The following is a 25,948-nucleotide window of genomic DNA, read 5'->3' on the forward strand; positions in this document are numbered from 1 at the left end:
ACCCGGCCGGCACCGGGATCAGGCCACGCGCCGGGGCGCCGGTCAGCGGCGTATGACGCCCGCGTCCTCGGAGTACTCGCCCAGGACGACCACGCTCACGGCGGTCGCGGTGAAGACCTTGGCGGCGCGCAGCACATCGCCGAACCGGTAGCGCGGACGGGTTGCGGAGGTTGCGGTGGCGCCGCTCGGGCGGCCGCCCTGGATCGGGGTGAAGGTTGCGGTGCTCATGTATCCATGGTGCGTTCGGCGGCCCGGATCCACATCGCCCTGCGGACGGAACCGCACGGCCCCCGGCCTCCTCCTCCCGGCCCATGCGGACCCCTACGGGCACCCCTGAGGTCTGACACCCCCCGGTATGACACCCGTACGGAGGTCCCTGCCGCCCCGGGACCCGCGCCCGGTATTCCGTTCGCGGGGAGCGGCCCCGCTGACTACAATCTCCGCTCTTGCCGCCTCCCGTCGCCCCATCGGGGAGAGCCTCCCGCCGGACGGAAACCGGCGGGCATCCGTTGCCGCACAGCTGGAGGCAGTCCCGTGCCCGCGCACGCCCCCGACACCACCCCCGACGCCGCCGCGACCGGCCCCCTGGACCGCGAACGGGCCCACCTGAGCGCCTCGCGCTCCGCCCTGCGCGCGATGCGCGAGGACGTGGAGGCCCTCGACATCCGCGACGTCACCGCGAACTGGGTCAACGCGGCCGTCCTGCAGGCCCAGATCGACGACCGCATCAAGGCCCTCGCCGACCTCTCCCACACCCCGCTCTTCTTCGGCCGCCTCGACTACCTGCACGCCCCGGGCGCGGAGCTGGCCGAGGGCGCCGGCGGCGAGCAGTTCTACATCGGCCGCCGCCACGTCCACGACGGCGACGGCGACCCCATGGTCATCGACTGGCGCGCGCCCGTCTCGCAGCCCTTCTACCGCGCCTCCAAGAAGGACCCGCAGGACATCGCCCTGCGCCGGCGCTTCGGCTACACGGCCGGCGAGCTGACGGCCTACGAGGACGAGCACCTCAGCGATCCCGCCGAATCGGCCGCCGTCAGCAAGCTCCTCCAGCAGGAGATCGAGCGTCCCCGCGTCGGCCCCATGCGCGACATCGTCGCGACGATCCAGCCCGAGCAGGACGAGATCGTCCGCTCCGGACTGTCCGGATCCGTCTGCGTCCAGGGCGGCCCCGGCACCGGGAAGACGGCCGTCGGCCTGCACCGCGTCGCCTACCTGCTGTACGCGCACCGCGAGCGGCTCGCCCGCACCGGCACGCTGGTCATCGGCCCGAACCGGTCCTTCCTCCACTACATCGAGCAGGTCCTGCCGGCCCTGGGCGAGCTGGAGGTGAAGCAGGCCACCGTCGACGACCTCGTCGCCCGCGAGGGCCTGGAGGTGCGCGGCACCGACACCGCGCCGACCGCGGTGATCAAGGGCGACGCCCGGATGGCCACGGTCCTGCGCCGCGCGGTCCGCTCCCACGTCACCGAGCCGTCCGAGCCCCTCGTGGTGGTCCGCGGCTCGCGCCGCTGGCGCGTCCCGGCGTACGAGCTCGCCGAGATCGTCGCCGAACTCCAGAACCGCGAGATCCGCTACGGGGCGGCCCGCGACGCCCTCCCGCAGCGCATCGCGCACACCGTCCTCGTCCGCATGGAACAGGCGGGGGAGGCGCCCGACGACCGGGTGCAGGACGCGGTGGCGCGCAACGCCGCGGTGAAGGCGGCCGTCAAGGCGGTCTGGCCGCTGCTGGAGCCGGCGAAGCTGGTCCTGCGCCTGCTGTCCGACCCGGAGTTCCTGGCCGCGCACGCGGACGGCGTCCTCACCGCCGACGAGCAGCGGCTCCTGCTGTGGCCCAAGCCCTTCCGCGGCGTGAAGGCGGCGAAGTGGTCGGCGGCGGACCTGGTCCTGATCGACGAGGCGGCGGACCTGGTGGAGCGCACCCCCTCGCTGGGCCACGTCGTGGTCGACGAGGCCCAGGACCTGTCCCCGATGCAGTACCGGGCCGTGGGCCGGCGCTGCACGACCGGCTCGGCGACGGTCCTCGGCGACCTCGCGCAGGGCACCACCCCGTGGGCCACCCGCAGCTGGGACGAGGCGCTGGCGCACCTGGGCAAGCCGGAGGCGGTGCTGGAGGAGCTGACCGCGGGCTTCCGCGTACCGCGCGAGGTGATCGCGTACGCGTCCCGGCTGCTGCCGGCCATCTCCCCGGGGCTGGCCCCGGTCTCCTCGGTCCGTGAAACGCCGGGGTCCCTGGTGGTGAAGGAGTCGGGGGACCTGACGGCCGACGTCGTCGCCGCCTGCCGGGACTCCCTCGCGCACGAGGGCTCGATCGGCCTGATCGCGGCGGACGCCCGGATCCCCGGCCTCGCCGAGGCCCTGCTGGCGGCGGGACTGCCGTACCTGGCGCCCGGCGAGGAGACGACGGCGCACGCGCGGCTGACGCTGGTGCCGGCCTCGCTGGCGAAGGGCCTGGAGTACGACTACGTGGTGCTGGACGAGCCCGCCGCGATCGTCTCCGGCGAACCGGACGAACGCACCGGCCTGCGCCGCCTCTACGTCTGCCTCACCCGCGCCGTCTCGGGCCTGACGGCCCTGCACACGGCCCCCCTCCCACCCGCCCTGGCCTGACCGGCGGCAGTCACAGCCCCGCGCCCGGCCCCGGGCCCGGGGCCGGCCACAGGCCCGGGCCGGGCACGGGCCTGCCACAGGCCCAGACCGGACACACGCCCGGACCGGACACGGGGCCGGCCACACGCCCGGACCGGACGCGGGGCCGGACTCCCGGGCCTTCGGGCCGGGCCGGGGCCAGGCACGCGCCCGAGCACGGGGCCAGGGCCGGACACAAGCCGGGGCCGGACACGGCCCCGAGCCGGGCACGAGGCCGGACTCCCGGGCCTTCGGGCCGGGCACGCGCCCGGACACGGGACCGGACACGGGACCGGGCCGGACACGGGACCGGGCCGGACACGGGACCGGGCCGGACACGGGACCGGGCCGGATACGGGACCGGGCCGGGCACGGTCTGCGCGCCGGGCGGACCGCCGGAGACTGCCTAGGCCAGCGCCTCGCGCCACCGCGCCACCGCCGCCGCCGAGACCGGCCGGCCCCAGCCGTCGGGCCGCGCCGCGCCGCCGATGTGGAAGGCGTCGACGCCCGCCGCGCGCAGCTGCGGCAGGTGCGCGAGGGTCAGCCCGCCGCCGACCAGGATCCGTGCCCCGTACCCCGGCTCGCCCGACCGCGCGGCCTCCGCCAGCAGCACGGGCAGCCCGTCGGCGACTCCGGCCGCCGACCCCGCCGTCAGGTAGGTGTCCAGCCCCGGCAGGTCCGCCAGGGCCTTGCGCAGCTGGTCCCGGTCCGCGGCCCGGTCGACGGCCCGGTGGAAGGTCCACCGGCAGCCTTCGAGCTCCGCGACGAGCGCCTCGACGGCCGCCAGGTCGGGGCTGCCGTCCGGGTTCAGGAACCCGAGGACGAACTCGGTCGCCCCCTCGGCCCGCAGTTCCCGCGCCGTCGCGGCCAGTCCGGAGACGTCACCGGCGGCGAACCCGTCCGTCCTGCGGAGCATCACGCGCAGCGGGATGTCGACCGCGGCCCTGATCGCCGCGAAGGTCTCGCGCGAGGGGCTGAGCCCGTCGGCGGCCATGTCGGTGACCAGTTCGAGTCGGTCCGCCCCACCGGCCTGTGCGGCGACCGCGTCCTGCACGTCGAGGGCGATCACCTCCAGGAGCGCACGATTGCTCATTCGATGCCGTCCTTATGTTCCGGTTGTTCGGGTATGGAAAATAGGTCTAGTCCAATATTCAGGGTACGGGCCCGCACCCGCCCTTCACCAGCGACATCACGCCACCCCCACAATGTGCGCATGAACACAGACCCCGCGCACCGCGACACCACCGGTCTGCACGCCCGCTGGCGGGCGACCGTCACCGCCGCCGGCGCGAGTGCGGACCTCGACCCCGGCCCCTACGCCGACCGCCTCCTGGCCGCCTGGGCCGAGCCCCAGCGCCGCTACCACACCACCGGCCACCTCGCCGACGTCCTGGCCCGGGCCGACGAGCTCGCCCCGCACGCCGCCGACCCCAGCGCCGTCGAGCTCGCCGCCTGGTTCCACGACGCCGTCTACCGTCCCGACCGCTCCGAGAACGAGGAGCGCAGCGCCGCCCTCGCCGAGCGCGCCCTCCCCGAGCTCGGCATCGGCCCCGCCCGCACCGCCGAGGTGGCCCGCCTGGTGCGGCTCACCGTCACCCACGACCCCGCCCCCGGCGACACCAACGGCGAGGCCCTGTGCGACGCCGACCTCGCCGTCCTGGCCGGCTCCCCGCAGCGGTACGCCGCCTACGCCGCCGCCGTCCGCGCCGAGTACGCCTTCGTGCCCGACGAGGACTTCCGGGCCGGGCGGGCCGCCGTACTGCGCCAGCTCCTCGGACTGCCCCGGCTCTTCCGGACCCCGTACGGCGCCGCCCACTGGGAAGCCCCGGCCCGCCACAACCTCGCCGCCGAGCTCGACGCCCTGACCGCCCGGCCCTGAGCGCCCGGCCCGGCCCGACCCGGCCCGGCCCGACCTGACATACGACGGCCCGTCCGGGAATGCGTCCGCGTTCGCGGTGGTTTGTGAATGTCATGCCCGCAGCTTCCGCACGCCCCCGCATGCCCGTGGCCGTCTACATACTCGGCCTGTCCGTCTTCGCGCTCGGCACCAGTGAGTTCATGCTCTCCGGGCTCCTGCCGCCGATCGCCGAGGACATGGGCGTCACGATCCCGCAGGCGGGGCTGCTGATATCCGCGTTCGCGATCGGCATGGTCGTCGGCGCCCCGCTGCTGGCCGTCGCCACCCTGCGCCTGCCGCGCCGCACCACCCTGATCGCGCTGATCACCCTCTTCGGCCTCGGGCAGGTCGCGGGCGCGCTGGCCCCCTCGTACGGGCTGCTCTTCGCCTCCCGCGTGGTCTCGGCCCTCGCCTGCGCCGGGTTCTGGGCCGTCGGCGCGGCCGTCGCCATCGCCATGGTCGACAAGGACCAGCGGGCCCGCGCCATGGCCGTGATGATCGGCGGCCTCTCCATCGCCAACGTCCTCGGCGTTCCGGCGGGCGCCTTCCTCGGCGAGCAGTTCGGCTGGCGGGCCGCCTTCTGGTCGGTCGGCGTGGCCTCGGCCATCGCCCTGGCCGGGATCCTGGCGCTGATCCCCAAGATCCCGCTGCCCGCCGAGAAGCCCCGCCTGGGACGCGAGCTGCGCATCTACCGCGACGGCCAGGTGTGGCTGGCGATCGGCATCACGGCGCTCGCCGCGGGCGGCGTCTTCTGCGCCTTCAGCTACCTGTCCCCGCTGCTCACCGACGTGGCCGGGCTGGACTCGGGGTGGGTGCCGTGGATCCTCGCGCTGTTCGGCGCGGGCGCCCTGGTGGGCACCACCGTCGGCGGCCGGATCGCGGACGCGCACCTCTTCGGGGTGATGCTCTGGGGCATCACCGCCTCCACGCTCTTCCTCGCCGCGCTGGCGCTGCTGGCCTCCGTACAGGTGGCCGCCGTCGCCCTGTCGTTCCTGCTCGGCGTCTCGGCGTTCGCCACCGCCCCGGCCCTCAACGCCCGCATGTTCAACGTCGCCGGAGCCGCCCCCACCCTCGCCGGAGCCACCACCACCGCCGCCTTCAACCTGGGCAACACCGGCGGCCCCTGGCTCGGCGGCACCGTCATCGACTCGGGCCACGGCTTCGTCAGCCCCGCCTGGGCGGGCGGCGCCATGACCCTGGCCGCCCTCGCCCTCACCGTGATCGCCCTGCGCCTGGACCGCCGTACGCGGCCCCGCGCGACCCGCGTGATCGCCTCGGGCTCCGCCGCCCCGGCCCCCGCCCCGCAGCCGGCCGAGGCGTAGCCCCCGGCCCGGGCCGCCCCGCTCAGGCCGGGCGGCCCTTGGGCCGGCGCAGCCCCGCGTCCGTCAGCCGCCGCACCAGCTCCTTGCTGCCGATCTCCACCGCGCCCGCCCCGACCGCGTCCGCGTACCGGTGCGCGGGCACGTCGTAGTGGTCCCGCTCGAAGGCCCGCGCCGGGCAGCCGATGGCCGCCGCGAAGGCGTGCAGTTCCTCGTACGAGACGTCGCTGACCAGGTGCGACCACATGCGGCCGTGCCCGGGCCAGACCGGCGGGTCGATGTAGAGCGTCACGGGCGGCTCACCGGCCCGGGTGGAAGACGGGCCCGAGTCCCCCGACGGCCGCCACCCGCACGCCCGCCTCCGAGCACACCCAGTGCGGATCGGGCCCCAGCTCGGGCTCCACGTCCAGCGCGTGCGGCTCGCCGTGCCCGCACACCGGGCACAGCGGCCAGCGCCCGTACTTCTCCAGCAGGGCGTCCTTCACGTCCTGCGCGACGAGTCCGGCGAGGTAGTCGACGCCCTCGGGCCACTGCTCCACCCACCACCGGCGGTGGGTGACGGAGTCCTCGACGAGGGAGACGACGTCGGCGTCGGCGACCTCACCCGCGGCGAGATCGGCGAGAACGAGTGCGCGGGCGACGTGCAGCGCCTGTTCCAGGGGGGTCGGGGTGTCCATGGCCTCATTGTGGACCCGCACCCCCCGGCCGGCGAAGACCCCCTTCCCCGGGGCCGAAGGTCCCGGGGAACACGGGCCCCATGGCGTCTTGACCGACCGCCCCGCCTGAAAATAGGTTTCAGGCGTGAGGAAGAACGCGAAGGAAATTTTCAGCGCCGCGGGAACGGGCCCGGCCTCCGCCCCCGCGGACCGACCGGCTCCCACCCCCGCCCCCGCCGCCCTGCGCGCCCGCGTGCGCAGCCTCGGGCCGTCCATGACCCCCTCCGTGCAGGCCGTCGCCGAAGCCGTGGCCTCCGATCCGGCCGGCTGCGCCCAGCTCACCGTCTCCGCCCTCGCCGAGCACACCGGCACCAGCGAGGCCACCGTCGTGCGCACCGCCCGCCTCCTCGGCTATCCCGGCTACCGCGACCTGCGCCTGGCCCTCGCCGCGCTCGCCGCGCAGCAGGAGTCGGGCGCGGCCCCCGCCGTGACCGTCGACATAGCCGTCGACGACCCGCTCGCCGACGTCGTCGCCAAGCTGGCCCACGAGGAGGCGCAGACCCTCGCCGACACCGCCGCCGGGCTCGACCTGACCCAGCTGTCCGGCGCCGTCGGCGCCCTCGCCGCGGCCCGCCGCACCGACATCTACGGCGTCGGCGCCTCCGGGCTCGTCGGCCAGGACCTGGCGCAGAAGCTGCTGCGCATCGGCCTGATCGCGCACGCCCACAACGACCCGCACCTCGCCGTCACCAACGCCGTCCTGCTGCGCCCCGGGGACGTCGCCGTCGCCGTCACCCACTCCGGCAGCACCGGCGACGTCATCGAGCCGCTGCGGCACGCCTTCGAGCGCGGCGCGACGACCATCGCCGTCACCGGCCGCCCCGCCAGCCCCGTCTCCCACTACGCCGACTTCGTCCTGGCCACCTCCGCCGCCCGCGAGACGCAGCTGCGCCCGGCCGCCATGTCGAGCCGCACCAGTCAGCTCCTCGTCGTCGACTGCCTGTTCGTCGGCGTCGCGCAGCGGACGTACGAGACCGCCGCCCCCGCCCTGGCCTCCTCCTACGAGGCCCTCGCCCCCCGGCACTCCGCCACCGCCCCCACCAGCAAGCGCACGACCCGCTAGGAGCACCGCCCATGACCGCGTACGCCGCCCTCCGCGCCCAGCTCGACACGCTCACCACCGAGGCGTTCCGCCCCGAGCTGGCGGAGATCGACCGGCTGTCCACCCTGGAGATCGCCCGCCTCATGAACGCCGAGGACGCCACCGTCCCGGCCGCCGTCGCGGGGCAGCTGGAGACGATCGCCGCCGCCGTCGACGGGATCACCGTACGCATGGCCCGCGGCGGCCGGCTCGTCTACGCGGGCGCCGGCACCGCGGGCCGGATGGGCGTCCTGGACGCCAGCGAGTGCCCGCCCACCTTCAACACCGACCCGGCGCGGGTCGTCGGCCTGATCGCGGGCGGCCCCTCCGCCATGGTCAAGGCCGTCGAGGGCGCCGAGGACTCCGCGGAACTGGCCGCCGAGGACCTCGCCGCGCTGGGCATCGGCCCCGACGACACCGTCATCGGCATCTCCGCCTCCGGCCGCACCCCGTACGCGATCGGCGCGGTCGAGGCCGCCCGCGCCCGCGGCGCGCTGACCGTCGGACTGTCCTGCAACCCCGGTTCCGCGCTGGCCGCCGCGGCCGAGCACGGCATCGAGGTCGTCGTCGGCCCCGAGCTGCTGACCGGCTCGACCCGGCTGAAGGCGGGCACCGCGCAGAAGCTCGTACTGAACCTCATCTCGACGGTGACGATGATCCGCCTCGGCAAGACGTACGGGAACCTCATGGTCGACGTCCGCGCCTCCAACGAGAAGCTGCGCGCCCGCTCCCGCCGCATCGTCGCGCTCGCCACCGGGGCCCCCGACGCGGAGATCGAGGCCGCGCTCACCGCTACCGGCGGCGAGGTGAAGGACGCCATCCTCGTCATCCTGGGCGGCGTCGACGGCCGAGCCGCGGCCCGCCTGCTCACCGCCGCCGACGGCCACCTCCGCGCCGCCCTCGCCCAGGCCCAGGCCCCGGCCGGAGCCGCGGACGGTGGCCCGGCCGCCGCCACCGCCGCCCCCGGCTCCCGCTGACCCGCCCGCATCCCGCCCCCTACCCAAGGCGACACCACCATGTCCACTGACAAGAACCGCGCCACAGCCGCCGCGATCCTTCCTCTGGTCGGCGGTCCGGACAACATCACCTCCATCGCGCACTGCATGACCCGCCTGCGGATCGGCCTGCGCGACCGCACCCTCGTCCAGGAGGAGGCCCTCAAGGCGGTCCCCGCGGTCATGGGCGTCGTCGAGGACGACACGTACCAGATCGTCCTCGGCCCGGGCAGCGTCGCCCGCGTCACCCCCGAGTTCGAAGCCCTCGTCGAGGAGGGCCGCTCGGCGGCTCCGAAGCCGGTCACCGCCGAGGAGCTCGCGGCGCAGGGCGCGGCCCTCAAGGACGCCCGGAAGGCGAAGAACTCCACCCCCTTCAAGCTGTTCCTGCGGCGCATCGCGAACATCTTCGTCCCGCTGATCCCCGCGCTCATCGGCTGCGGCATCCTCGCCGGCCTGAACGGCCTGCTCACCAACCTGGGCTGGCTGCCCGCGCTCGTCCCGGCGCTCGCCGCGATGGCCTCCGGGTTCATGTCCCTGATCGCCGTCTTCGTCGGCTACAACACGGCGAAGGAGTTCGGCGGCACCGCGATCCTCGGCGGCGCGGTCGCCGCGATCATCGTCTTCCCCGGCGTCGCGAAGATCGACGCGTTCGGGCAGCAGCTGTCCCCCGGCCAGGGCGGCGTCCTCGGCGCGCTCGCCGCGGCCCTGCTCGCCGTCCAGGTCGAGAAGTGGTGCCGCAAGTGGGTCCCCGAGGCGCTGGACGTCCTCGTCACCCCCACCCTCACGGTGCTGGTCTCCGGCCTCGTCACCCTCTTCGGCCTGATGTTCGTCGCCGGTGAGGTCTCCACCGCCATCGGCACCTTCGCCAACTGGCTGCTCGCCACCGGTGGCGCCTTCGCCGGACTCGTCCTCGGCGGGCTGTTCCTCCCGCTGGTCATGCTGGGCCTGCACCAGGCCCTCATCCCGATCCACACCACCTTGATCGAGCAGTCCGGCTACACGGTCCTGCTGCCCATCCTCGCCATGGCGGGCGCGGGCCAGGTCGGCGCCGCCATCGCCGTCTACCTGCGGCTGCCCCGCAACGGTTCGCTGCGCGCCACCATCAAGTCCGCGCTGCCCGCCGGGTTCCTGGGCGTCGGCGAACCGCTCATCTACGGCGTCTCCCTGCCGCTGGGCCGCCCCTTCATCACCGCCTGCGCGGGCGGCGCGGCGGGCGGCGCCTTCGTCGGCCTCTGCAACCAGCTGGGCGTGAGCTTCGGTTCGACGGCCATCGGCCCCTCCGGCTGGGCGCTGTTCCCGCTGCTGGACGGCAGTGCCGGGATGGGCGTGACCGTCGCCGTCTACGCGGGCGGGCTCGCGACCGGCTACCTCGTCGGCTTCGCCGCGACCTACTTCTTCGGCTTCACCCGGCAGATGCTGGAGGACCTCAACACCGATGCCGAGCCCGGCCCGGCCGGCGGAGCCGGGGCCGGCGCCGCCGGACCGGCGAAGGAGCCGGTGCCGGCGTAGCCGTGGCCGGCGCGCCGGGCCGCCCCCGCGGCCCGGCGCCTCAGCAGTTGGACGGCGCCGTACGGCCCGCGAAGCGGTCCGCGATCCAGGTCAGGTACTCGCTCCGGGCCACGAACGGGATCGTCTGGTGCGTAGCGCCCTGGTACTTCGTGTACTGGACGGGCTGGCTGAAGCCGCAGGCCCGCTTCACGTACTCCGTCGTCGAGTTCGGGTTGATGACGGTGTCGGCCGTCCCCTGCATGACGAGGACCGGCGCCACCCCCGGCGCGTAGCCCGGGGTGTTCTCGTGGAAGCGCTCGTACCAGGCCCGCGGCACCTCCAGCACCGGCTTGAAGAGGGTGCCGAGCTGTCCGGCGTTGCCCACGTTGTTCTGGATGACGTCGGAGAAGTGCTCGATGCACGCCACCCCGTCACCCTGGAGGGCGTCCAGTCCGGCCGGCCTCAGCACGTCCGGGGCGCGCAGCTCCGGATAGGCGGCGAGGAAGCCCCGGTAGACGTTGACGCGCAGCGCCGCCTGGTGGGAGGGGGAGGTGGCGTCGGTGGGGCCGGGCAGCACCAGCCCCTCGAACTCCGGCCCGATGTCGGCGGCGGGGGCCAGCCCGGCGACGCCGACCAGCCTGGTCTCCGGGGTGTACCGGCGCACGTTCTGGCCGATGAACATCGCCGCGCCGCCGCCCTGCGACCAGCCCAGCACCGCGGTCTTGTCGTTGGCGTGCGCCAGCTCGATGTGGCGGGCGGCGCGCACGGAGTCCAGGACGTTGCGGGATTCGGTGGCCCCGACGACGTACTGGTGCACGCCGGGGGTGCCGAGGCCCTGGTAGTCGGTGCCGACGACGACGTCGCCCGCCGCGAGGAGGTCGGTGAGCGCCGGGACGCCGACGTCGATGCCCCACGGGCTCCCGTACGTGAAGTAGTCGACCAGGTCGACCGCCGGGTCCGGCACGGCGGAGGGGGCGCACTCGCGCGGTCCGCCGACGGTGCCGTGTGCCCAGGCCACCACGTTGCGGCCCTGGCGCGGCGCCGCCCGGTCGGGCCAGGCGACGATGCCGGACACGGCGACGGGCCTGCCGTCGCCGAGGGTGGAGAGGTAGAGGATCCGGCAGGCGCGGGCACCGCCGGGGGCCTGCACGCGGCGGGCCCAGATCAGGTCGCCGTGCTCGCCCTCGGGCAGCGGCGACGGCGGGTCGTAGAACCGCTCGCCCTCGGGCCCGAGCGGTACGCCCGGCGCGCACTCGGCCCGGCCCCGGCCGCCGTCCGGGTTCCCGGCGGGGGCGGCCGTGGCGGCGGTGCCGCACCAGCCCAGTACGAGGGCCGCCGCCACGGCCGCGGCGATCCCCGATACCCGTCGTCTCATCCTCGGTCCCGTCCCTTCGTCGGCCGATGTGCTCGGCGCCGGAGCAGAGACTAGGGAGATTCACCCCATTTGTCACACATGATGATGTTTCATATGTGCGGTGTCGCACGGCCGCCGGGCCGCGCGGCACCGCACCCGGGCGCCGGGGCCGGAGCTCAGAGACCGTTGGTGAACAGCAGCTGGTTCGGGCTGTTGTCGCTCAGGTTCTCGATGACGTCCTTCGTGGACTTGTCCGAGAGGAAGTTGTGGATCTCGGCCGGGAGGGCACTGGGGTGCTCGGCCTTGTAGAGGGCCGCCACACCGGCGACGTGCGGCGCGGCCATCGACGTGCCGTTCATGACCGTGCTGCCGCCGCCGAGCTTCGCGGAGGTGATCTCCTGGCCCGGGGCGTAGATGTCGAGGCACTCGCCCCAGTTGGAGAAGTCCGTCTCCTCGTCGAAGCGGTTGGTCGCGCCGACCGTCACCACGCGCGCGGCGGAGGCGGGCGAGACCCGGCAGGCGTCCCGGTTGTCGTTGCCCGCCGCGATGACCGGCAGCACGCCCCGGTCGGACACGGCCGTCACGGCGGCGTTCACGGACTCCAGCCGGTCCCCGCCCAGGGAGGCGTTCAGGACCGCCGGCTGGTGGGCGTTGCGCGCCACCCAGTCGAAGCCCGCGATGATCCCCGACCAGGCGCCCCGGCCGTCACAGCCGAGGACGCGGACGCTGACCAGGCTCGCCTTGCGCGCCACCCCGTACGTCGCGCCGCCGACCGTGCCCGCGACGTGCGTGCCGTGACCGTTGCAGTCCGCCCCGCCCCGGCCGTCACCGATCGCGTCGAACCCGCGCACCGCGCGGCCCCCGAAGTCGGGGTGCGCGAAGTCGATGCCGGTGTCGACGATGTACGCCGTCACCCCCTGGCCGCTGCCGTGGGCGCTGAAGTTGTTGTCGAGCGGCAGGAAACGCTGGTCGATCCGGTCCAGCCCCCACGAGTGGGCGGGCGACATCGCGCCGGCCTCCTTCTGCGGGGCCGGCGGGGCGCTCACCCGCGCGTCCTGGTCCACGGAGAGCACGCCGTACGCCTCACGGACGGCCTTCAGCTGCTTGTCGCCGAGGTTCGCGGCGAACCCGTTGATCGCTTCGCCGTAGGTGAACTTCGGCGCCAGGCCCAGCGTCTTCGCGAACTCCGCCGGACGGAAGGACTTGGCCAGCGTGACGATGTAGCTGCCCGGAATGGCGTTCGCGGAGGTGTGCAGCGGTGCCGGGGTGGGCTCCGGAGTGTCGGCGGAGGCCGTACCGGCCGCCACGGGGGTCAGGGCGAGGACGGCGGCGGTGGTCAGGCGCGCGGCGAACAGACGCATGGGGGAGCTCCCTGAAGTGCGTGTGGATCGGCGTGGGTGAGCCGCACCCGTCACCGGGGAACGGGTCCCGGGGGGGGCGCGGCCCTCCGCTTCATCGGGTTCCTTGCGGAGCCGACTTGAGCCGCCCACCGCCGCCTGGCCGACCCCCCGCCGCCGCCGGGCCCGGTCCGCCGCGCGCACTGCGGAAACGTCTCTTCAGCTCCGGCGCCCCACGCGGGGCCACCGCACGCACTCCCGCCAAGTCCACCCGTACGGGCGACCGGTGCGCGCTACGCCGACGGCGCCGACCGCGCCCCGGCGCCCGCCCCGACGGCCCCGGCCCCCGCCCCCGCCCCGGCCGCCGGGGCCCGGACCGGGTCCCAGCACTGGACCCCCCGCAGGCCGGGCATCCGGTCCCGGGTGAAGACGGGGTCCAGACCGGCCCGGCGCTGGACCAGGTAGTCCTCCAGCAGCCGGAAGGCGATGGCCGACAGCGGCAGGATCGCGAGCAGGTTGACCAGCGCCATCAGCCCCATGAAGACGTCCGCGATGTTCCACACCACCGACACCGAGCCGAGCGAGCCGAGGACGACCGCCGCGAGCACGAGCACCCGGTAGCCGGGCAGGACCCAGCGCCTGCGGGTGATGAACTGGATGTTGGTCTCGCCGTAGTAGTAGTTCCCGACCATCGAGCTGAAGGCCAGCATGAAGACGACCACCGTCAGCACGTGCCCGGCCCACGCCCCGAGGGAGCCGCCGAGCGCGGTCTGCGTGAGGTCCGCGCCCTGCCGGCCGGACAGCTCCGGGTTGGTCACCAGCACGATGAAGGCGGTCATCGTGCAGACGAGGAGGGTGTCGAAGAAGACGCCGAGGGACTGCACCAGCCCCTGCTTCACCGGGTGCGAGACCTCGGCCGCCGCGCCCGCGTTCGGGGCGGAACCCAGACCCGCCTCGTTGGAGAACATCCCGCGCCGGATGCCCTGCTGCACCGCCGCCCCGAGACCGCCCGCCGCCAGCTCGCGCAGCCCGAAGGCGCCGCCCACGATGTCGGCGATGACGCGCGGGAACTCGGTGATGTTGAGCAGCACCACGGTGACGCCGAGCAGCAGGTAGACCACGGCCATCACCGGGACCAGCACGGTGGTCACCGAGGAGATCCGCCGGACCCCGCCGAACACGGCGAACCCCAGCAGCGCCGCGAGCAGCACGCCGGCCGCCGGACCGAACCAGGCCGTGCCGGCCTCCGGGAGGGAGCCCGCCGCGACGGACGTGATGGTGTTGGCCTGCACCGCGTTGAAGACGAAGCCGAAGGTGAGGGTGATCGTCACCGCGAAGAGCACGCCGAGCCAGCGCTTCCCGAGGGCCCGCTGCATGTAGTAGGCCGGTCCGCCCCGGTAGGCGCCGGTGGCGCCCCGGACCTTGTACAGCTGGGCGAGGGTCGACTCCACGAAGGCGGAGGCGGCGCCGATCACCGCCATCACCCACATCCAGAACACCGCGCCCGCGCCGCCCAGCGTGATGGCCGTCGCGACACCGGCGATGTTGCCGGTGCCGACGCGGGCCGCCGCCGAGATGGTGAACGCCCCGAACGAGGACACCTGCTTGCGGCCGTCGGCGCGCGGCGGGGTCTTCTCCTTCACCACGCGGAACATCTCGGGCAGCAGGCGCAGCTGCACACCGCGGGACCGGACCGTGAAGTACAGGCCGGCACCGACCACCAGCGGGATCAGCAGGTAGGTCCAGAGGTGGTCGTTGACGGTGACGACCAGGGTGTCCAGGGTGTCCATGCACCGAAGTCTCCCGGGGCCGAAGGCCCCCCGACAGGGACCTTGGTCCGCTCCGGCCGGGCCCGAAGGCCCCCGTGCGCGCCGCCCGTCAGGCCCGCAGCACCCGCAGCCGGGACACCTCGTAGGACATGCGGGTCAGCTCCGGGCCGGGCGCCGGGTGGTAACGGCCCGCGGACACCGAGAGGTTGACGATGAGGTACGCGTACCAGCCGCGCCCGACGCCCCGCCGGTCGGCGAAGACGCGCCTGCCGTTGACCCACCAGACGACGGAGCTGCGGCCGAACTCCACCTTCAGGTCCACCCAGGCACCGGGCCGGACCGACGGATCGCGGTGGTAGCGGTGCGCCTCGCGGACGTGGTTGGACAGCTCCAGCAGGTCGGGGTTGTCGGGGTGGTACTCGAAGACGTCGATCTCCTGGCCGCCGTCGCGCCAGGTCCAGATCGCGGGCCAGGCCCCCGTCTCCAGCGGCAGCCGCACCCGGGCCTCCAGCACGTCACCGGTGCGGACGGTGAACCCCTGGTCGCTGCCCTCGGTGGTCAGCAGCCCGGTGTCCCAGTCGCCGTCGGGGCGCAGGGTGGCCAGGAAGGTCCCGCCGCGGCTGTAGGCGGGGTCGTCGGTGAGGTGGTCGAGCTTGTTGTCGCCCGGGTTGACCGGGCCGCCGTCGGGATAGGCCCAGGAGCGGCCGGCCACCCACTGGGCGGTCGAGGTGAAGTCGGCGGTGAAGACGGGGCTGAGGCGCGGGGCGAGCACGGGCAGGCCCCCGCCGCCCCCGGGGGCGAGGCGGCGGGTCAGGCGCCGCAGCCATCCGAGCGTTTCCGGTTCCATGGGGCGGTTCTGCCCGCCCGGCGGCGCCCCACACCGCCGTTCTCACTGAGAGTAATCGTACGATCGCGCTGCGGCGATGAAGGCGCGGATCAGCTCGGGGGACTTCACCCCGCGTTCGGCCTCGACCCCGCTGGAGACGTCGACCCCCCAGGCGCGGGTCGCGGCGAGGGCCTCCCGGACCGTGTCCGGGGTGAGGCCGCCGGCCAGCAGCCAGCGCCCCTCGGGGGCCGTGAACTGCGCCGACCCCCAGTTCCAGGGCTTTCCGGAGCCCGGGTCGGGGGCGTCGAGCAGGAGCAGATCCTCGCCGTACTCGCCGCAGCGCCGGACGTGCTCGGCGGTGGCCCGCAGCAGGGTGCGCCCGGGGGCGCGCAGGGTCGTGTAGTACGCGGGTTCTTCGTCCCCGTGCAGCTGTACGCCGCGCACGCCACTCTCCTCGGTGAGCCGGCGCACCTCCTCGACGTCCTGGCCGCGGAACACTCCGACGGTCAGCACGCCCTCGGGCACCCGGGCCACCAGGTCGCGGGCGGCACCGGCCCCGATGGTCCGGGGGCTGGCGGCGGCGAACACGAACCCGACGGCGTCGGCCCCGGCCGCCACGGCCACGTCGACGTCCCGCGCGGTCTTCAGCCCACAGATCTTGACGAACGGTCCACTGCTTGCAGTCATGCTCCGAGTCTTCCAAACCGGTCCCCATCGCGGCGATACGTCCCGCCCACCGGGCACCCGGCCCGCGGCCCGGGCCCGCCGGGAACGCCCGAGGGCGGCACCCCGGTCGGGGTGCCGCCCTCGTTCGAGAACAGCCGATCAGCCGGGGCCGATCAGAAGTCCATGTCACCGCCCGGCATGCCGCCGCCCGCGGGGGCACCGGCCTTCTCGGGCTTGTCGGCGATGACGGCCTCGGTCGTCAGGAACAGCGCGGCGATCGACGCGGCGTTCTGCAGCGCGGAGCGCGTGACCTTCGCCGGGTCGATGATGCCCTCGGCGATCATGTCGACGTACTCGCCGGTCGCGGCGTTCAGACCGTGGCCGACGGCCAGGTTGCGCACCTTCTCGACGACGACGCCACCCTCGAGACCACCGTTGACGGCGATCTGCTTGAGCGGGGCCTCCAGCGCGAGCTTGACGGCGTTGGCGCCGGTCGCCTCGTCGCCGGTGAGCTCGAGCTTCTCGAAGACCGAGGAGGCCTGGAGCAGGGCCACGCCACCACCGGCGACGATGCCCTCCTCGACGGCCGCCTTCGCGTTGCGGACGGCGTCCTCGATGCGGTGCTTGCGCTCCTTGAGCTCGACCTCGGTCGCGGCGCCGGCCTTGATGACGGCCACGCCGCCGGCCAGCTTCGCGAGGCGCTCCTGGAGCTTCTCGCGGTCGTAGTCCGAGTCGGAGTTCTCGATCTCGGCGCGGATCTGGTTGACGCGGCCCTGGACCTGGTCGCTGTCACCGGAGCCGTCGACGATGGTCGTCTCGTCCTTGGTGATGACGACCTTGCGGGCGCGGCCGAGCAGGTCGAGACCGGCGTTCTCCAGCTTGAGGCCGACCTCCTCGGAGATGACGGTGCCGCCCGTGAGGATGGCGATGTCGCCGAGCATGGCCTTGCGGCGGTCGCCGAAGCCCGGGGCCTTGACCGCGACGGACTTGAAGGTGCCGCGGATCTTGTTGACGACCAGGGTCGACAGGGCCTCGCCCTCGACGTCCTCGGCGATGATCAGCAGCGGCTTGCCGGACTGCATGACCTTCTCCAGGAGCGGCAGCAGGTCCTTGACCGAGCCGATCTTGGAGTTGACGATCAGGATGTACGGGTCGTCGAGGGACGCCTCCATACGCTCCATGTCGGTGGCGAAGTACGCCGAGATGTAGCCCTTGTCGAAGCGCATGCCCTCGGTGAGCTCGAGCTCCAGACCGAAGGTCTGCGACTCCTCGACGGTGATGACGCCTTCCTTGCCGACCTTGTCCATGGCCTCGGCGATGAGCTCGCCGATCTGGGTGTCGGCGGCGGAGATGGAGGCCGTGGAAGCGATCTGCTCCTTGGTCTCGACGTCCTTGGCCTGCGCCAGCAGGGCGGCGGAGACGGCCTCGACGGCCTTCTCGATACCGCGCTTGAGGGCCATCGGGTTGGCACCGGCGGCCACGTTGCGCAGGCCCTCGCGGACGAGCGCCTGGGCGAGAACGGTGGCGGTGGTCGTACCGTCGCCGGCGACGTCGTCCGTCTTCTTGGCGACTTCCTTGACCAGCTCGGCGCCGATCTTCTCGTACGGGTCCTCGAGCTCGATCTCCTTGGCGATGGAGACGCCGTCGTTGGTGATCGTGGGGGCGCCCCACTTCTTCTCAAGGACGACGTTGCGACCCTTGGGGCCAAGGGTGACCTTGACGGCGTCGGCGAGCTGGTTCATGCCACGCTCGAGACCGCGCCGGGCCTCCTCGTTGAACGCAATGATCTTGGCCATCTGAAGTGGTCCTCCCGGACAGGGGTGGATTGCTCCGGACCGCGCCCGCGCCCGCGACGGACGGCCTGCGGAGCCGGCGGTTCCTTCCCGCCGGACCCGTCGGGCCTCACCGACCCGGTCCTCGTCTTTAGTAGCACTCTCACCTGGAGAGTGCTAACGCCAATGATTAGCACTCGACCCCCGCGAGTGCAAGCGGCTCCGGATGATCCGGGACGGCTTCCGGCCGTGCGGCGGGGCCGCACAACGCACGAGGGGCCCGCATCCCGTGTCCGGGATGTGGGCCCCTCGTGGTGTCTGTGCGTCGGTGGTCGATCGCGCTGGGGACTCAGCCGGCAGCGAGCTTGACCATGTCCGCCTGCGGACCCTTCTGGCCCTGCGAGATCTCGAACTCGACCCGCTGACCCTCTTCAAGGGTGCGGTACCCGTCCATCTGGATGGCGCTGTAGTGGACGAACACATCCGCACCACCGTCGACCGCGATGAAGCCGTAGCCCTTCTCCGCGTTGAACCACTTGACGGTGCCCTGAGCCATGCCTAACTCCCCTATTACTGGCCCTTGCGCGGGTCCGCACTTCGCGGACCCGGGTCAGAAGTTGCGCCGGAACGCCTCGACCGCGGCTGAATGTATCCGCACCGGTGCTGTCTGCGACAGGTCATTCCGACGAGAATTCTGGACACCGGGAAACATTGAAATAGAGTGAAAATTTGGCATATTGCCGGGCAACTCGGGCCCGGCAATCCTCGCCAAAGACCCAAAGGGCGCACCCATGTTGACTCAATGTCAACCCTCGCCGGCCCCGTTCATATGCGGCGGGCAAGAACGGCGGAGGGGACTTCCCCAACCTTACCGCGCCCAATCAAGCAGAATTGCCCCCTCCGCTTATGAGCGGAGGGGGCAATTCACTTTACGTCCGGCGCCCGGAGGGGCAGGAGCGTCAGCCGCCCGCGACGGCCGGGATGATCGAGACGCCGGCGCCGTCGGGCGTCGCCGCCTCCAGGCCGCCCTCGAAGCGCACGTCGTCGTCGTTGACGTAGACGTTCACGAAGCGGCGCAGCTTGCCCTGGTCGTCCAGGACCCGGGCGGCGATGCCGGGGTGGCTGCGCTCCAGGGACTCGATGACCTCGGCCAGGGTCGCGCCCTCGGCCGGGACCTCGGCGACGCCGCCGGTGTAGGTGCGCAGGATGGTGGGGATGCGGACGTTGACGCTCATGGCGCTACCGCCTTTCCGGGATGCGGGGGAAGGGTCAGGCCAGGCCGGCGGCGCGGAACGCGTCCAGGCTGGGGCGGATGGTGGCGCTCTGGCCGCTGTCGGCGGCCACCGCCTCCAGGGTCTTGAGGCCGTCACCGGTGTTCAGGATCACGGTGGTCAGCGACGGGTCGAGCTGCCCGTTCTCGATGAGCTTCTTCGTCACGCCGACGGTCACGCCGCCCGCGGTCTCGGCGAAGATGCCCTCGGTCTGCGCCAGGACCTTGATGGCCTCGACGACCTGGGTGTCGTCGACGTCCTCGACGTAGCCGCCGGTGCGCCGCGCGATGTCCAGGACGTACGGGCCGTCCGCCGGGTTGCCGATGGCGAGGGACTTGGCGATGGTGTCCGGCTTCTGCGGGCGGACCACGTCGTGCCCGGCCTTGAAGGCGGTGGACACCGGGGAGCAGCCCTCGGCCTGGGCGCCGAAGATCTTGTACGGCTTGTCCTCGACCAGACCGAGCTTGATCAGCTCCTGCAGACCCTTGTCGATCTTCGTCAGCTGGGAGCCGGACGCGATCGGGATGACGATCTGGTCGGGCAGCCGCCAGCCGAGCTGCTCGCAGATCTCGTACGCCAGGGTCTTGGAGCCCTCGCCGTAGTAGGGGCGCAGGTTGACGTTGACGAAGCCCCAGCCCTCGCCCAGCGGGTCGCCGATGAGCTCGGAGCAGAAGCGGTTGACGTCGTCGTAGTTGCCCTCGATGCCGACCAGGTCGCCACCGTAGACACCGGCCATGACGACCTTGCCCTGCTCCAGGTCGTGCGGGATGAACACGCAGGAGCGGAAACCGGCGCGGGCGGCCGCGGCGCCGACGGCGCCGGCCAGGTTGCCGGTGGAGGAGCAGGAGAGGGTGGTGAAGCCGAAGGCGCGGGCCGCCTCGACGGCGATGGCCACGACGCGGTCCTTGAAGGAGTGCGTCGGGTTGCCCGAGTCGTCCTTGACGTAGAGCTTGCCGGTGACGCCCAGCTCCTTGGCCAGGTTCGCCGCGTCCACGAGCTTGGTGAAGCCGGGGTTCAGGCTGGGCTTGGAGGCCACGTCCGCGGGGACGGGCAGCAGCGGTGCGTAGCGCCAGATGTTGTCCGGACCGGCCTCGATGGCCGCGCGCAGGGCCTCCGGGTCGCCGAGCGGCAGGTCGTAGGCGACTTCGAGCGGGCCGAAACACTCGACGCAGGCGAAGACGGGACCGAGCTCGAAGCGGGTTCCGCACTCGCGGCAGGAAAGGCCGGTGGCGGGTCCGAGATCGACGGATCCGAGGTTGGCGGAAGTGGCGACAGTCTGTGCAGCCATGACGGCGAGGCCCTTTCTCCTCATCTTCCCCATGGCGCACTTCGCCATGAGACGGAATTGGCACCTTCCCGAGCCGGGGACCTCGCGGGAGTGCGTCGAAAACGCATCGCGAGAACCGACTGGAGGGTTGCCGGGGCTTCAACGGGCCGTGTCCCTCTGCCCCTCTGGATGAGCGGTATGGCACCGGCACACGCGCTCTATGGCGCGCCGGTGCGTTTGTGCGCGGGGACCCCCGGCATGCGGTGGTCCTTCGCGTTGTTCAAGACTGTAACCGAAGGCCCGGGTGGTTGAGACAGCCGTCCGAACGGCGAGATGGATCACATTTCGCCCCAAAACAACGAGTGACGCCGACAGGCAGGGAGTGCTGAGAGTGCTGGATGAGGTGGAGCGCTGGCTGGCAGACCGCTCCTGGTCCGCCGCCGACCGACCGCTCGACCAGCTGCTCGACCGGAAACGGGCGGCCGGGACGACGGTCAGCGTGGTGCTGCCCGCGCTCGACGAGGAGGCCACGGTCGGGCAGATCGTCGAGGTGATCCGGCGCGATCTCGTCGACGGCCTCGCGACCCCCCTGGTGGACGAGCTGGTCGTGGTCGACTCCGGGTCCGTCGACCGTACGGCGCAGGTGGCCGCCGAGGCCGGCGCCCGGGTCGTGCACCGGGACGCGATCCTGCCGCGGATCCCGGCGCTGCCCGGCAAGGGCGAGGTGCTGTGGCGCTCGCTGCTCGCGACGACGGGCGACGTCGTCTGCTTCGTCGACGCCGACCTGCGGGACTTCTCCGCGTCCTTCGTCTCCGGGATCGTCGGGCCGCTGCTGACCGATCCGCAGGTGCAGTTCGTCAAGGCCATGTACGACCGCCCGCTCGGCGACGCCCCGGGCCAGGGCGGTCGGGTCACCGAGCTGGTGGCCCGCCCGCTGCTGAACCTGAACTGGCCGCAGCTGGCCGGGTTCGTCCAGCCGCTGGGCGGCGAGTACGCCGTACGGCGCTCGCTGCTGGAGCGGCTGCCCTTCCCCGTCGGCTACGGCGTCGAGCTGGGCCTGCTGGTGGACGCGCTGCACACGGTCGGCCTCGACGCGCTGGCCCAGGTCGACGTCGGGGTCCGGCTGCACCGGCACCAGGACGGGCGGGCGCTGGGCCGGATGGCCGCCGCGATCTACCGCACGGCCCAGCTGCGGCTCTCGCGCGCGCACCTCGTACGCCCCGAGCTGACGCAGTTCGAGCGGGGGCCGGACGGGTTCGTGCCGCGCACCTACCCGGTGGACACCGAGGAGCGGCCGCCGATGGCCTCGATCGCCGAGTACGCGCGCAGCCGGGTGGCCTGAGCGGCCGGAGATGTGGCGTACGGCTCGGTTTGAGCCGGGGCGGGCCGGGCTAGGTTCGCGGCATGGCTTCTCAGGTACTCGTCGCCGCGAACCGCGGCCCGCTCTCGTACGCCCTCTCCGACGACGGCACGCTCAGCGCCCGGCGCGGCGGTGGCGGGCTCGTCTCCGGCCTGTCGGCGGCCCTCGCGAAGCAGCCGGAGGCCCTCTGGATCTGCGCCGCGCTCTCGGACGCGGACCGGGAGGCGGTGCGCCGGGGGACCTCCGAGCCCGGCGTCCGGATGCTGGACATCGATCCCGCGACCTACGACGGCGCGTACAACGGCATCGCCAACTCGGTGCTGTGGTTCACCCACCACCACCTCTACGACGTCCCGCGCGAGCCGGTCTTCGACGCGGCGTTCCGCCGCCACTGGGAGGCGTACACCGCCTACAACCGGGCCTTCGCCGGGGCGCTGGCCGAGGAGGCCGCCGAGGGCGCCCGCGTCCTGGTGCAGGACTACCACCTGGCGCTGGTCCCGGGGCAGCTGCGCGAGCTGCGCCCCGACCTGCGGATCGCGCACTTCACGCACACGCCCTGGGCGTCGCCGGAGTTCATGGAGATGCTCCCGGACGACGTCCGCTCCGAGCTGGTGTGGGGCATGCTCGGCGCGGACCAGCTGGGCTTCCACGCCCGGCGCTGGTCGGAGAACTTCATCGCGGGGGCGCACGCGAACGACGCGACCGGGGTCGCGGAGCCGTCCCCGGCCCCCGGCGCCGGCCGGGAGGGCGGGGTGGCGCACCGCAGGAAGCGCGCCGACGGCGGCGGGGACGGGCCGGAGCGGTTCACCGAGGTCCGCCGGTATCCGCTCGGCGTGGACGCGGAGGACCTGCGGGCGCTCGCGCACCGGCCGGCCGTGGACGACAAGCTGGCGGCGCTGCGGGCGGAGACCGAGGGCCGCCTGACGATCGTCCGCGTGGACCGCACCGAGCTGTCGAAGAACATCCTGCGCGGCCTGCTGGCCTACCGGGAGCTGCTCACCACGCACCCCGAGTGGCGCGAACGGGTGGTGCACCTGGCCTCCGCGTACCCGTCGCGGCAGGACCTCAAGGCCTACCGGGACTACACGGCCTCGGTGCGGGAGCTGGCGGCGGAGATCAACGAGGAGTTCGGGACGGCCCACTGGCAGCCGGTGCTGGTCTCCGTCGAGGACGACTTCGCGCGGTCCCTCGCCGCGTACCGGATGGCGGACGTGGCGCTGGTCAACCCGGTGCGGGACGGCATGAACCTGGTCGCGAAGGAGATCCCGGTGGTCTCGCAGGAGGGCTGCGCGCTGGTGCTGTCGACCGGGGCGGGCGCCTACGAGGAGCTGAAGGACGACGCCGTCACGGTGAACCCGTACGACGTCAGCGCGACGGCCCGGGCCCTGCACGAGGCCCTGGCGATGCCCCGCGAGGAGCGGGCGGAGCGCACGAAGCGGCTGGCGGCGGCGGCGACGGCGCTGCCCCCGGCGGCCTGGTTCGAGGCTCAGCTGGAGGCGCTGGCGGGGGCCTGAGCGGAGGAGCCGGCGGCGGGGGCGGGGGCGGCGGCGGGGGCGGTGGTGGGGCGTCCCGGCAGGCACAGGGCGAGGGCGCCCAGTACGAAGCCGTAGCAGGAGACCAGGCCGTGGCCGTTGGCCTGGGCGAACCAGAGCGCGAGGCCGAGGACGGGCACGCCGGCGGCGAGCAGCAGCTCCTTGCCGGCCGCCGCGTCCGCGGTCCCGGCGCGGCGGGCCCGCAGGGCGCGCACCAGGAGGGCGGCTGCGAGGGTGGCACCGAGGAAGTAGGTGGCGCCCGAGCTGCCGGCGAAGTTGCGGGGATCGGCGTCGTGGTGGCCGCCGAGGCCGAGCAGCGCGTCGGCGCGTTCCGGCAGCAGGACGCCGGCGAGGAAGAGGACGAGGGTGCGGGGCCCGCCCCAGTACCAGTCGGCCAGGGCCGCCACGGCGGCGAGGGTGGCGATGTTCCACGCGCCGCCGAGCAGGCCGCCGTTCTGCATGAAGACGGCGGTGACGACCCGCCACCACCCGTTCTTCGCGGGGTCGTCGTCGAGCGCGTCCATGGCACCGGACCAGCACAGCTGCGCGAGGACCCCGGCGAGGGCGAGGGCGGTCAGGCCCACCGCCGCCCAGGGGACGCGGCGGCCGCGCAGCGTGCCGCGGCCGAGCAGCTCCAGGCCGCCGTTGAACATGATCACCATCAATGCCGCCGTGGTCGCGTTGAACACGAGTGCGCCCATCGCCGCCACCCCCCTCCGGTCGTCGTGGGATGACAGTAGCGCCACCGGAGCAGACTTTCAAACAGTGTTAGAAAAACCCGTAGACTGGTCCCGTGAAGCTGACGAAGGAACGCATCATCGACGCGGGCATGGCGGAGTTCGCCGAGTCCGGCTACCAGGGCCTGTCCATGCGGCGGGTGGCGCAACGGCTCGACGCGAAGGCGGGCAGCCTCTACTACCACGTGCCCGGCAAGGCCGACCTGGTCCGGCTGATGGCCGACCGGGTGGCCCGCGAGGCCTACGACGCGGGGACCGCCGCGCTGGCCGCGCTGGACCCGGGCGCGGGCTGGCAGGAGCGGGTGGAGGCACAGACCGGGACGCTGCGCGCGGGCATCCGGCGGCACGCCGGGGGCGCGGTGATGTTCGCGGACAGCCCGAAGGTGCTCAGCACCGGGGCGCTCGCGGTGATGGAACGGCTGCTGGAGACCCTGCGCGCGGCGGGCGTCCCGGACGGGCCGGCGGCCGTGGGCGCCGACACCCTGCTCAGCCACCTCACGGGCTACGTGCTCCAGGAGCAGAGCCAGTCACCGGCGGCGCAGGCCGGCCCGGAGCAGGGCGCCGCGCTGGTGGCGCGCTTCCCGCTGACCGTGGCGGCCGCGTCGGCCTACGGGGAGGACGAGAAGTTCCTGCTCGGCGTCCGCCTGATCTGCGCGGGCCTGGCCGCGCAGATCCCCTAGGGGCTGTCGCGCGACGGCCCGCCGCGCGGGCTACTCCTGCGGCAGGGCGGCGGCCAGCCGGGCGAGGAAGGCGGTGACGGCGGCCGGGCCCGGCAGGACCAGGTCGGCGCGGGAGGCGAGTTCGGGGACCTCCGCCGAGCCGCTGCACACCAGCAGCCCGGGCAGGCCGTCGGTGCGGCGCTTCTCGACGGCCGCGAACGCCGCGAGGTCACCGAGGTCGTCGCCCGCGTACAGCACCGCCTCGGCGCCGCGTTCCTCCAGGAACGCGTTCAGGGCGACGCCCTTGTCCATGCCCGGCGGGCGCAGTTCCAGGACGGCCCGGCCCGGCTCGACCATCAGTCCGTGCCGGGCGGCGAGCTCCGCGAGGGGCTCCCGCAGGGCCTCGAACGCGGCCTCCGGGTTCTCGGCCCGGCGGGTGTGGACGGCCAGCGCCCGGCCCTTCTCCTCGATCCAGGTCCCGCGCCACGCTCCGATCGCGTCGAGGAACCCCGGCAGCTCGGCCCGTACGGCGGCCACGCCGGGATGTTCGGCGGGCGCGTGCACCAGGCCGGAGACGGCGTCCCAGCGCTCGGCCCCGTAGTGGCCGAGGACCACGAGGTGTTCGAGCCCGGGCACTCCGGCGAAGCCGCCGTAGCGGACGGCGACCCCGGCCGGGCGGCCGGTGACGACGGCGACCGCCTCGACCCGGGGGGCCAGCGCGGCGAGCGCCGGTACGGCGTCCGCGTGGGCCCGGGCCTGGTCGGGGTCGGCGACGATGTCGGCGAGCGTGCCGTCGAAGTCCAGGGCGACGACGGCCCTGCGCGGCGCACGCAGGAGGGCTTCGAGTCCCTCGCGTCCGGCCGCGGTGGCGGGCACGGGCATCGGCAGGTCGTGCGGATGGCTCCCCATACCGACGACCCTACCGGCGCCGCCCCGGCGCGCCCACCCCTTCCCGGGGAGCGGCTACCTGCGGGCCCGCTGGGCCGCGCGGATGCGGCGGAGCCGGTTGACCGTGCCCGGGGCGTGGGCGAGCGCCCGCGGATCGTCCATCAGGGCGTTGAGCAGCTGGTAGTACCGGACGGGGGTGAGGCCGAGGCCCTCCCGTATCGCCCGCTCCTTGGCGCCGGGCCCGGGCCAGGTTCGTCCCTCGTACGCGAGCACGGCGGCCTCCGTGGCCGTCAGCAGCCCGTCGTCCGTCATACGGCCAGATTAACGCCGCGCACCGACAGCCGCCGGGGGCTCCCCGGGCGGGCCCGGCGGGGCGCGCCCGGGGA

At 73.7% G+C, this 25,948-nt stretch carries 25 protein-coding genes and 1 riboswitch; of the genes, 9 read left to right on the forward strand and 16 right to left on the reverse strand.

The window, feature by feature from the left end:
• Positions 1–42: 42 nt before the first annotated feature.
• Positions 43–228: a hypothetical protein gene (locus tag ACGFXC_RS28915; RefSeq protein ID WP_393717612.1), complete on the reverse strand. Its 186-nt coding sequence runs from the start codon at positions 226–228 to the stop codon at positions 43–45.
• Between the two features lie 408 nt (positions 229–636).
• Between ACGFXC_RS28915 and ACGFXC_RS28920 the strand changes: the two genes are divergently transcribed.
• Positions 637–2,610 (forward strand): HelD family protein, encoded by a 1,974-nt coding sequence (locus ACGFXC_RS28920; protein ID WP_393717833.1) that lies wholly within the window; start codon positions 637–639, stop codon positions 2,608–2,610.
• Between the two features lie 424 nt (positions 2,611–3,034).
• Here the strand turns inward: ACGFXC_RS28920 and ACGFXC_RS28925 are convergent, their stop codons facing one another.
• Positions 3,035–3,721 (reverse strand): copper homeostasis protein CutC, encoded by a 687-nt coding sequence (locus ACGFXC_RS28925; protein ID WP_393717613.1) that lies wholly within the window; start codon positions 3,719–3,721, stop codon positions 3,035–3,037.
• 120 nt (positions 3,722–3,841) lie between these two features.
• Here ACGFXC_RS28925 and ACGFXC_RS28930 point away from each other — a divergent pair, with 120 nt between their 5' ends.
• Both ACGFXC_RS28930 and ACGFXC_RS28935 read left to right on the forward strand, forming a co-directional pair.
• A complete protein-coding gene (locus ACGFXC_RS28930) occupies positions 3,842–4,507 on the forward strand; it encodes a hypothetical protein (protein ID WP_393717615.1) in 666 nt (221 codons plus the stop codon).
• 119 nt (positions 4,508–4,626) lie between these two features.
• Positions 4,627–5,847, forward strand: coding sequence for a Cmx/CmrA family chloramphenicol efflux MFS transporter (locus ACGFXC_RS28935; protein WP_393717835.1), 1,221 nt, complete (start codon positions 4,627–4,629; stop codon positions 5,845–5,847).
• Between the two features lie 22 nt (positions 5,848–5,869).
• On the opposite strand, the gene ACGFXC_RS28940 is transcribed toward ACGFXC_RS28935, so the two are convergent.
• Both ACGFXC_RS28940 and ACGFXC_RS28945 read right to left on the reverse strand, forming a co-directional pair.
• The gene (locus tag ACGFXC_RS28940) at positions 5,870–6,136 is read right to left on the reverse strand and encodes a DUF4031 domain-containing protein (protein WP_393717617.1); all 267 of its coding nucleotides are present in this window, start codon (positions 6,134–6,136) and stop codon (positions 5,870–5,872) included.
• A gap of 7 nt (positions 6,137–6,143) precedes the next feature.
• Complete coding sequence (locus ACGFXC_RS28945; RefSeq protein WP_393717619.1) at positions 6,144–6,521, reverse strand: hypothetical protein; 378 nt, start codon at positions 6,519–6,521, stop codon at positions 6,144–6,146.
• Between the two features lie 253 nt (positions 6,522–6,774).
• On the opposite strand from ACGFXC_RS28945, the gene ACGFXC_RS28950 reads away from it, so the two are divergent.
• From ACGFXC_RS28950 to ACGFXC_RS28960, 3 genes are read left to right on the forward strand one after another with little or no spacing between them, the layout of a single operon-like run.
• Complete coding sequence (locus ACGFXC_RS28950; protein ID WP_393717621.1) at positions 6,775–7,623, forward strand: MurR/RpiR family transcriptional regulator; 849 nt, start codon at positions 6,775–6,777, stop codon at positions 7,621–7,623.
• A gap of 11 nt (positions 7,624–7,634) precedes the next feature.
• On the forward strand, positions 7,635–8,618 hold the full coding sequence (gene murQ, locus ACGFXC_RS28955; protein WP_393717623.1) for an N-acetylmuramic acid 6-phosphate etherase: 984 nt from the start codon (positions 7,635–7,637) through the stop codon (positions 8,616–8,618).
• A 39-nt stretch (positions 8,619–8,657) separates the two neighbouring features.
• On the forward strand, positions 8,658–10,145 hold the full coding sequence (locus ACGFXC_RS28960) for a PTS transporter subunit EIIC (RefSeq protein ID WP_393717625.1): 1,488 nt from the start codon (positions 8,658–8,660) through the stop codon (positions 10,143–10,145).
• A gap of 40 nt (positions 10,146–10,185) precedes the next feature.
• On the opposite strand, the gene ACGFXC_RS28965 is transcribed toward ACGFXC_RS28960, so the two are convergent.
• The 9 genes from ACGFXC_RS28965 to thrC all read right to left on the reverse strand — a co-directional run bounded on the left by ACGFXC_RS28965 (position 10,186) and on the right by thrC (position 20,407).
• Positions 10,186–11,499, reverse strand: a complete 1,314-nt coding sequence (locus tag ACGFXC_RS28965; RefSeq protein WP_393717627.1) for a lipase family protein — start codon at positions 11,497–11,499, stop codon at positions 10,186–10,188.
• Positions 11,500–11,654: 155 nt separating this feature from the next.
• Positions 11,655–12,839: a S8 family serine peptidase gene (locus ACGFXC_RS28970; RefSeq protein ID WP_393717629.1), complete on the reverse strand. Its 1,185-nt coding sequence runs from the start codon at positions 12,837–12,839 to the stop codon at positions 11,655–11,657.
• 269 nt (positions 12,840–13,108) lie between these two features.
• A complete protein-coding gene (locus tag ACGFXC_RS28975; RefSeq protein ID WP_393717631.1) occupies positions 13,109–14,605 on the reverse strand; it encodes an alanine/glycine:cation symporter family protein in 1,497 nt (498 codons plus the stop codon).
• An 88-nt stretch (positions 14,606–14,693) separates the two neighbouring features.
• Positions 14,694–15,431: a beta-glucanase gene (locus ACGFXC_RS28980; RefSeq protein ID WP_393717633.1), complete on the reverse strand. Its 738-nt coding sequence runs from the start codon at positions 15,429–15,431 to the stop codon at positions 14,694–14,696.
• A 42-nt stretch (positions 15,432–15,473) separates the two neighbouring features.
• On the reverse strand, positions 15,474–16,097 hold the full coding sequence (locus ACGFXC_RS28985; RefSeq protein ID WP_393717635.1) for a phosphoribosylanthranilate isomerase: 624 nt from the start codon (positions 16,095–16,097) through the stop codon (positions 15,474–15,476).
• Positions 16,098–16,249: 152 nt separating this feature from the next.
• A complete protein-coding gene (gene groL / locus ACGFXC_RS28990; protein WP_393717637.1) occupies positions 16,250–17,872 on the reverse strand; it encodes a chaperonin GroEL in 1,623 nt (540 codons plus the stop codon).
• A gap of 325 nt (positions 17,873–18,197) precedes the next feature.
• Positions 18,198–18,404, reverse strand: a complete 207-nt coding sequence (locus ACGFXC_RS28995) for a cold-shock protein (protein WP_008743607.1) — start codon at positions 18,402–18,404, stop codon at positions 18,198–18,200.
• A 403-nt stretch (positions 18,405–18,807) separates the two neighbouring features.
• Positions 18,808–19,083, reverse strand: coding sequence for a MoaD/ThiS family protein (locus tag ACGFXC_RS29000; RefSeq protein ID WP_393717639.1), 276 nt, complete (start codon positions 19,081–19,083; stop codon positions 18,808–18,810).
• Between the two features lie 34 nt (positions 19,084–19,117).
• Positions 19,118–20,407, reverse strand: coding sequence for a threonine synthase (thrC, locus tag ACGFXC_RS29005; protein ID WP_393717641.1), 1,290 nt, complete (start codon positions 20,405–20,407; stop codon positions 19,118–19,120).
• Between the two features lie 17 nt (positions 20,408–20,424).
• A riboswitch (SAM riboswitch) is annotated at positions 20,425–20,582 on the reverse strand.
• A gap of 195 nt (positions 20,583–20,777) precedes the next feature.
• Between thrC and ACGFXC_RS29010 the strand changes: the two genes are divergently transcribed.
• Both ACGFXC_RS29010 and ACGFXC_RS29015 read left to right on the forward strand, forming a co-directional pair.
• A complete protein-coding gene (locus ACGFXC_RS29010) occupies positions 20,778–21,728 on the forward strand; it encodes a glucosyl-3-phosphoglycerate synthase (protein ID WP_393717643.1) in 951 nt (316 codons plus the stop codon).
• A 62-nt stretch (positions 21,729–21,790) separates the two neighbouring features.
• Entirely contained in the window at positions 21,791–23,260 is a 1,470-nt protein-coding gene (locus tag ACGFXC_RS29015) for a trehalose-6-phosphate synthase (RefSeq protein WP_393717645.1), read from the forward strand.
• Here the strand turns inward: ACGFXC_RS29015 and ACGFXC_RS29020 are convergent.
• The gene (locus ACGFXC_RS29020; protein ID WP_393717647.1) at positions 23,233–23,979 is read right to left on the reverse strand and encodes a hypothetical protein; all 747 of its coding nucleotides are present in this window, start codon (positions 23,977–23,979) and stop codon (positions 23,233–23,235) included. The two genes, ACGFXC_RS29015 and ACGFXC_RS29020, sit on opposite strands and share 28 nt — an antisense overlap.
• 92 nt (positions 23,980–24,071) lie before the next feature.
• Here ACGFXC_RS29020 and ACGFXC_RS29025 point away from each other — a divergent pair, with 92 nt between their 5' ends.
• Entirely contained in the window at positions 24,072–24,695 is a 624-nt protein-coding gene (locus tag ACGFXC_RS29025; RefSeq protein ID WP_393717649.1) for a TetR/AcrR family transcriptional regulator, read from the forward strand.
• Between the two features lie 30 nt (positions 24,696–24,725).
• Here ACGFXC_RS29025 and otsB read toward each other — a convergent pair whose 3' ends face one another.
• Positions 24,726–25,583 carry a trehalose-phosphatase gene (gene otsB, locus ACGFXC_RS29030; RefSeq protein WP_393717651.1) on the reverse strand — a complete coding sequence of 286 codons (858 nt, stop codon included), beginning with the start codon at positions 25,581–25,583 and terminating at the stop codon, positions 24,726–24,728.
• A 54-nt stretch (positions 25,584–25,637) separates the two neighbouring features.
• The gene (locus ACGFXC_RS29035) at positions 25,638–25,874 is read right to left on the reverse strand and encodes a DUF3263 domain-containing protein (protein ID WP_393717653.1); all 237 of its coding nucleotides are present in this window, start codon (positions 25,872–25,874) and stop codon (positions 25,638–25,640) included.
• Positions 25,875–25,948: the final 74 nt, after the last annotated feature.

The sequence above is a fragment of the Streptomyces sp. NPDC048507 genome (assembly GCF_043199995.1).
Classification (GTDB): Bacteria; Actinomycetota; Actinomycetes; order Streptomycetales; family Streptomycetaceae; genus Streptomyces.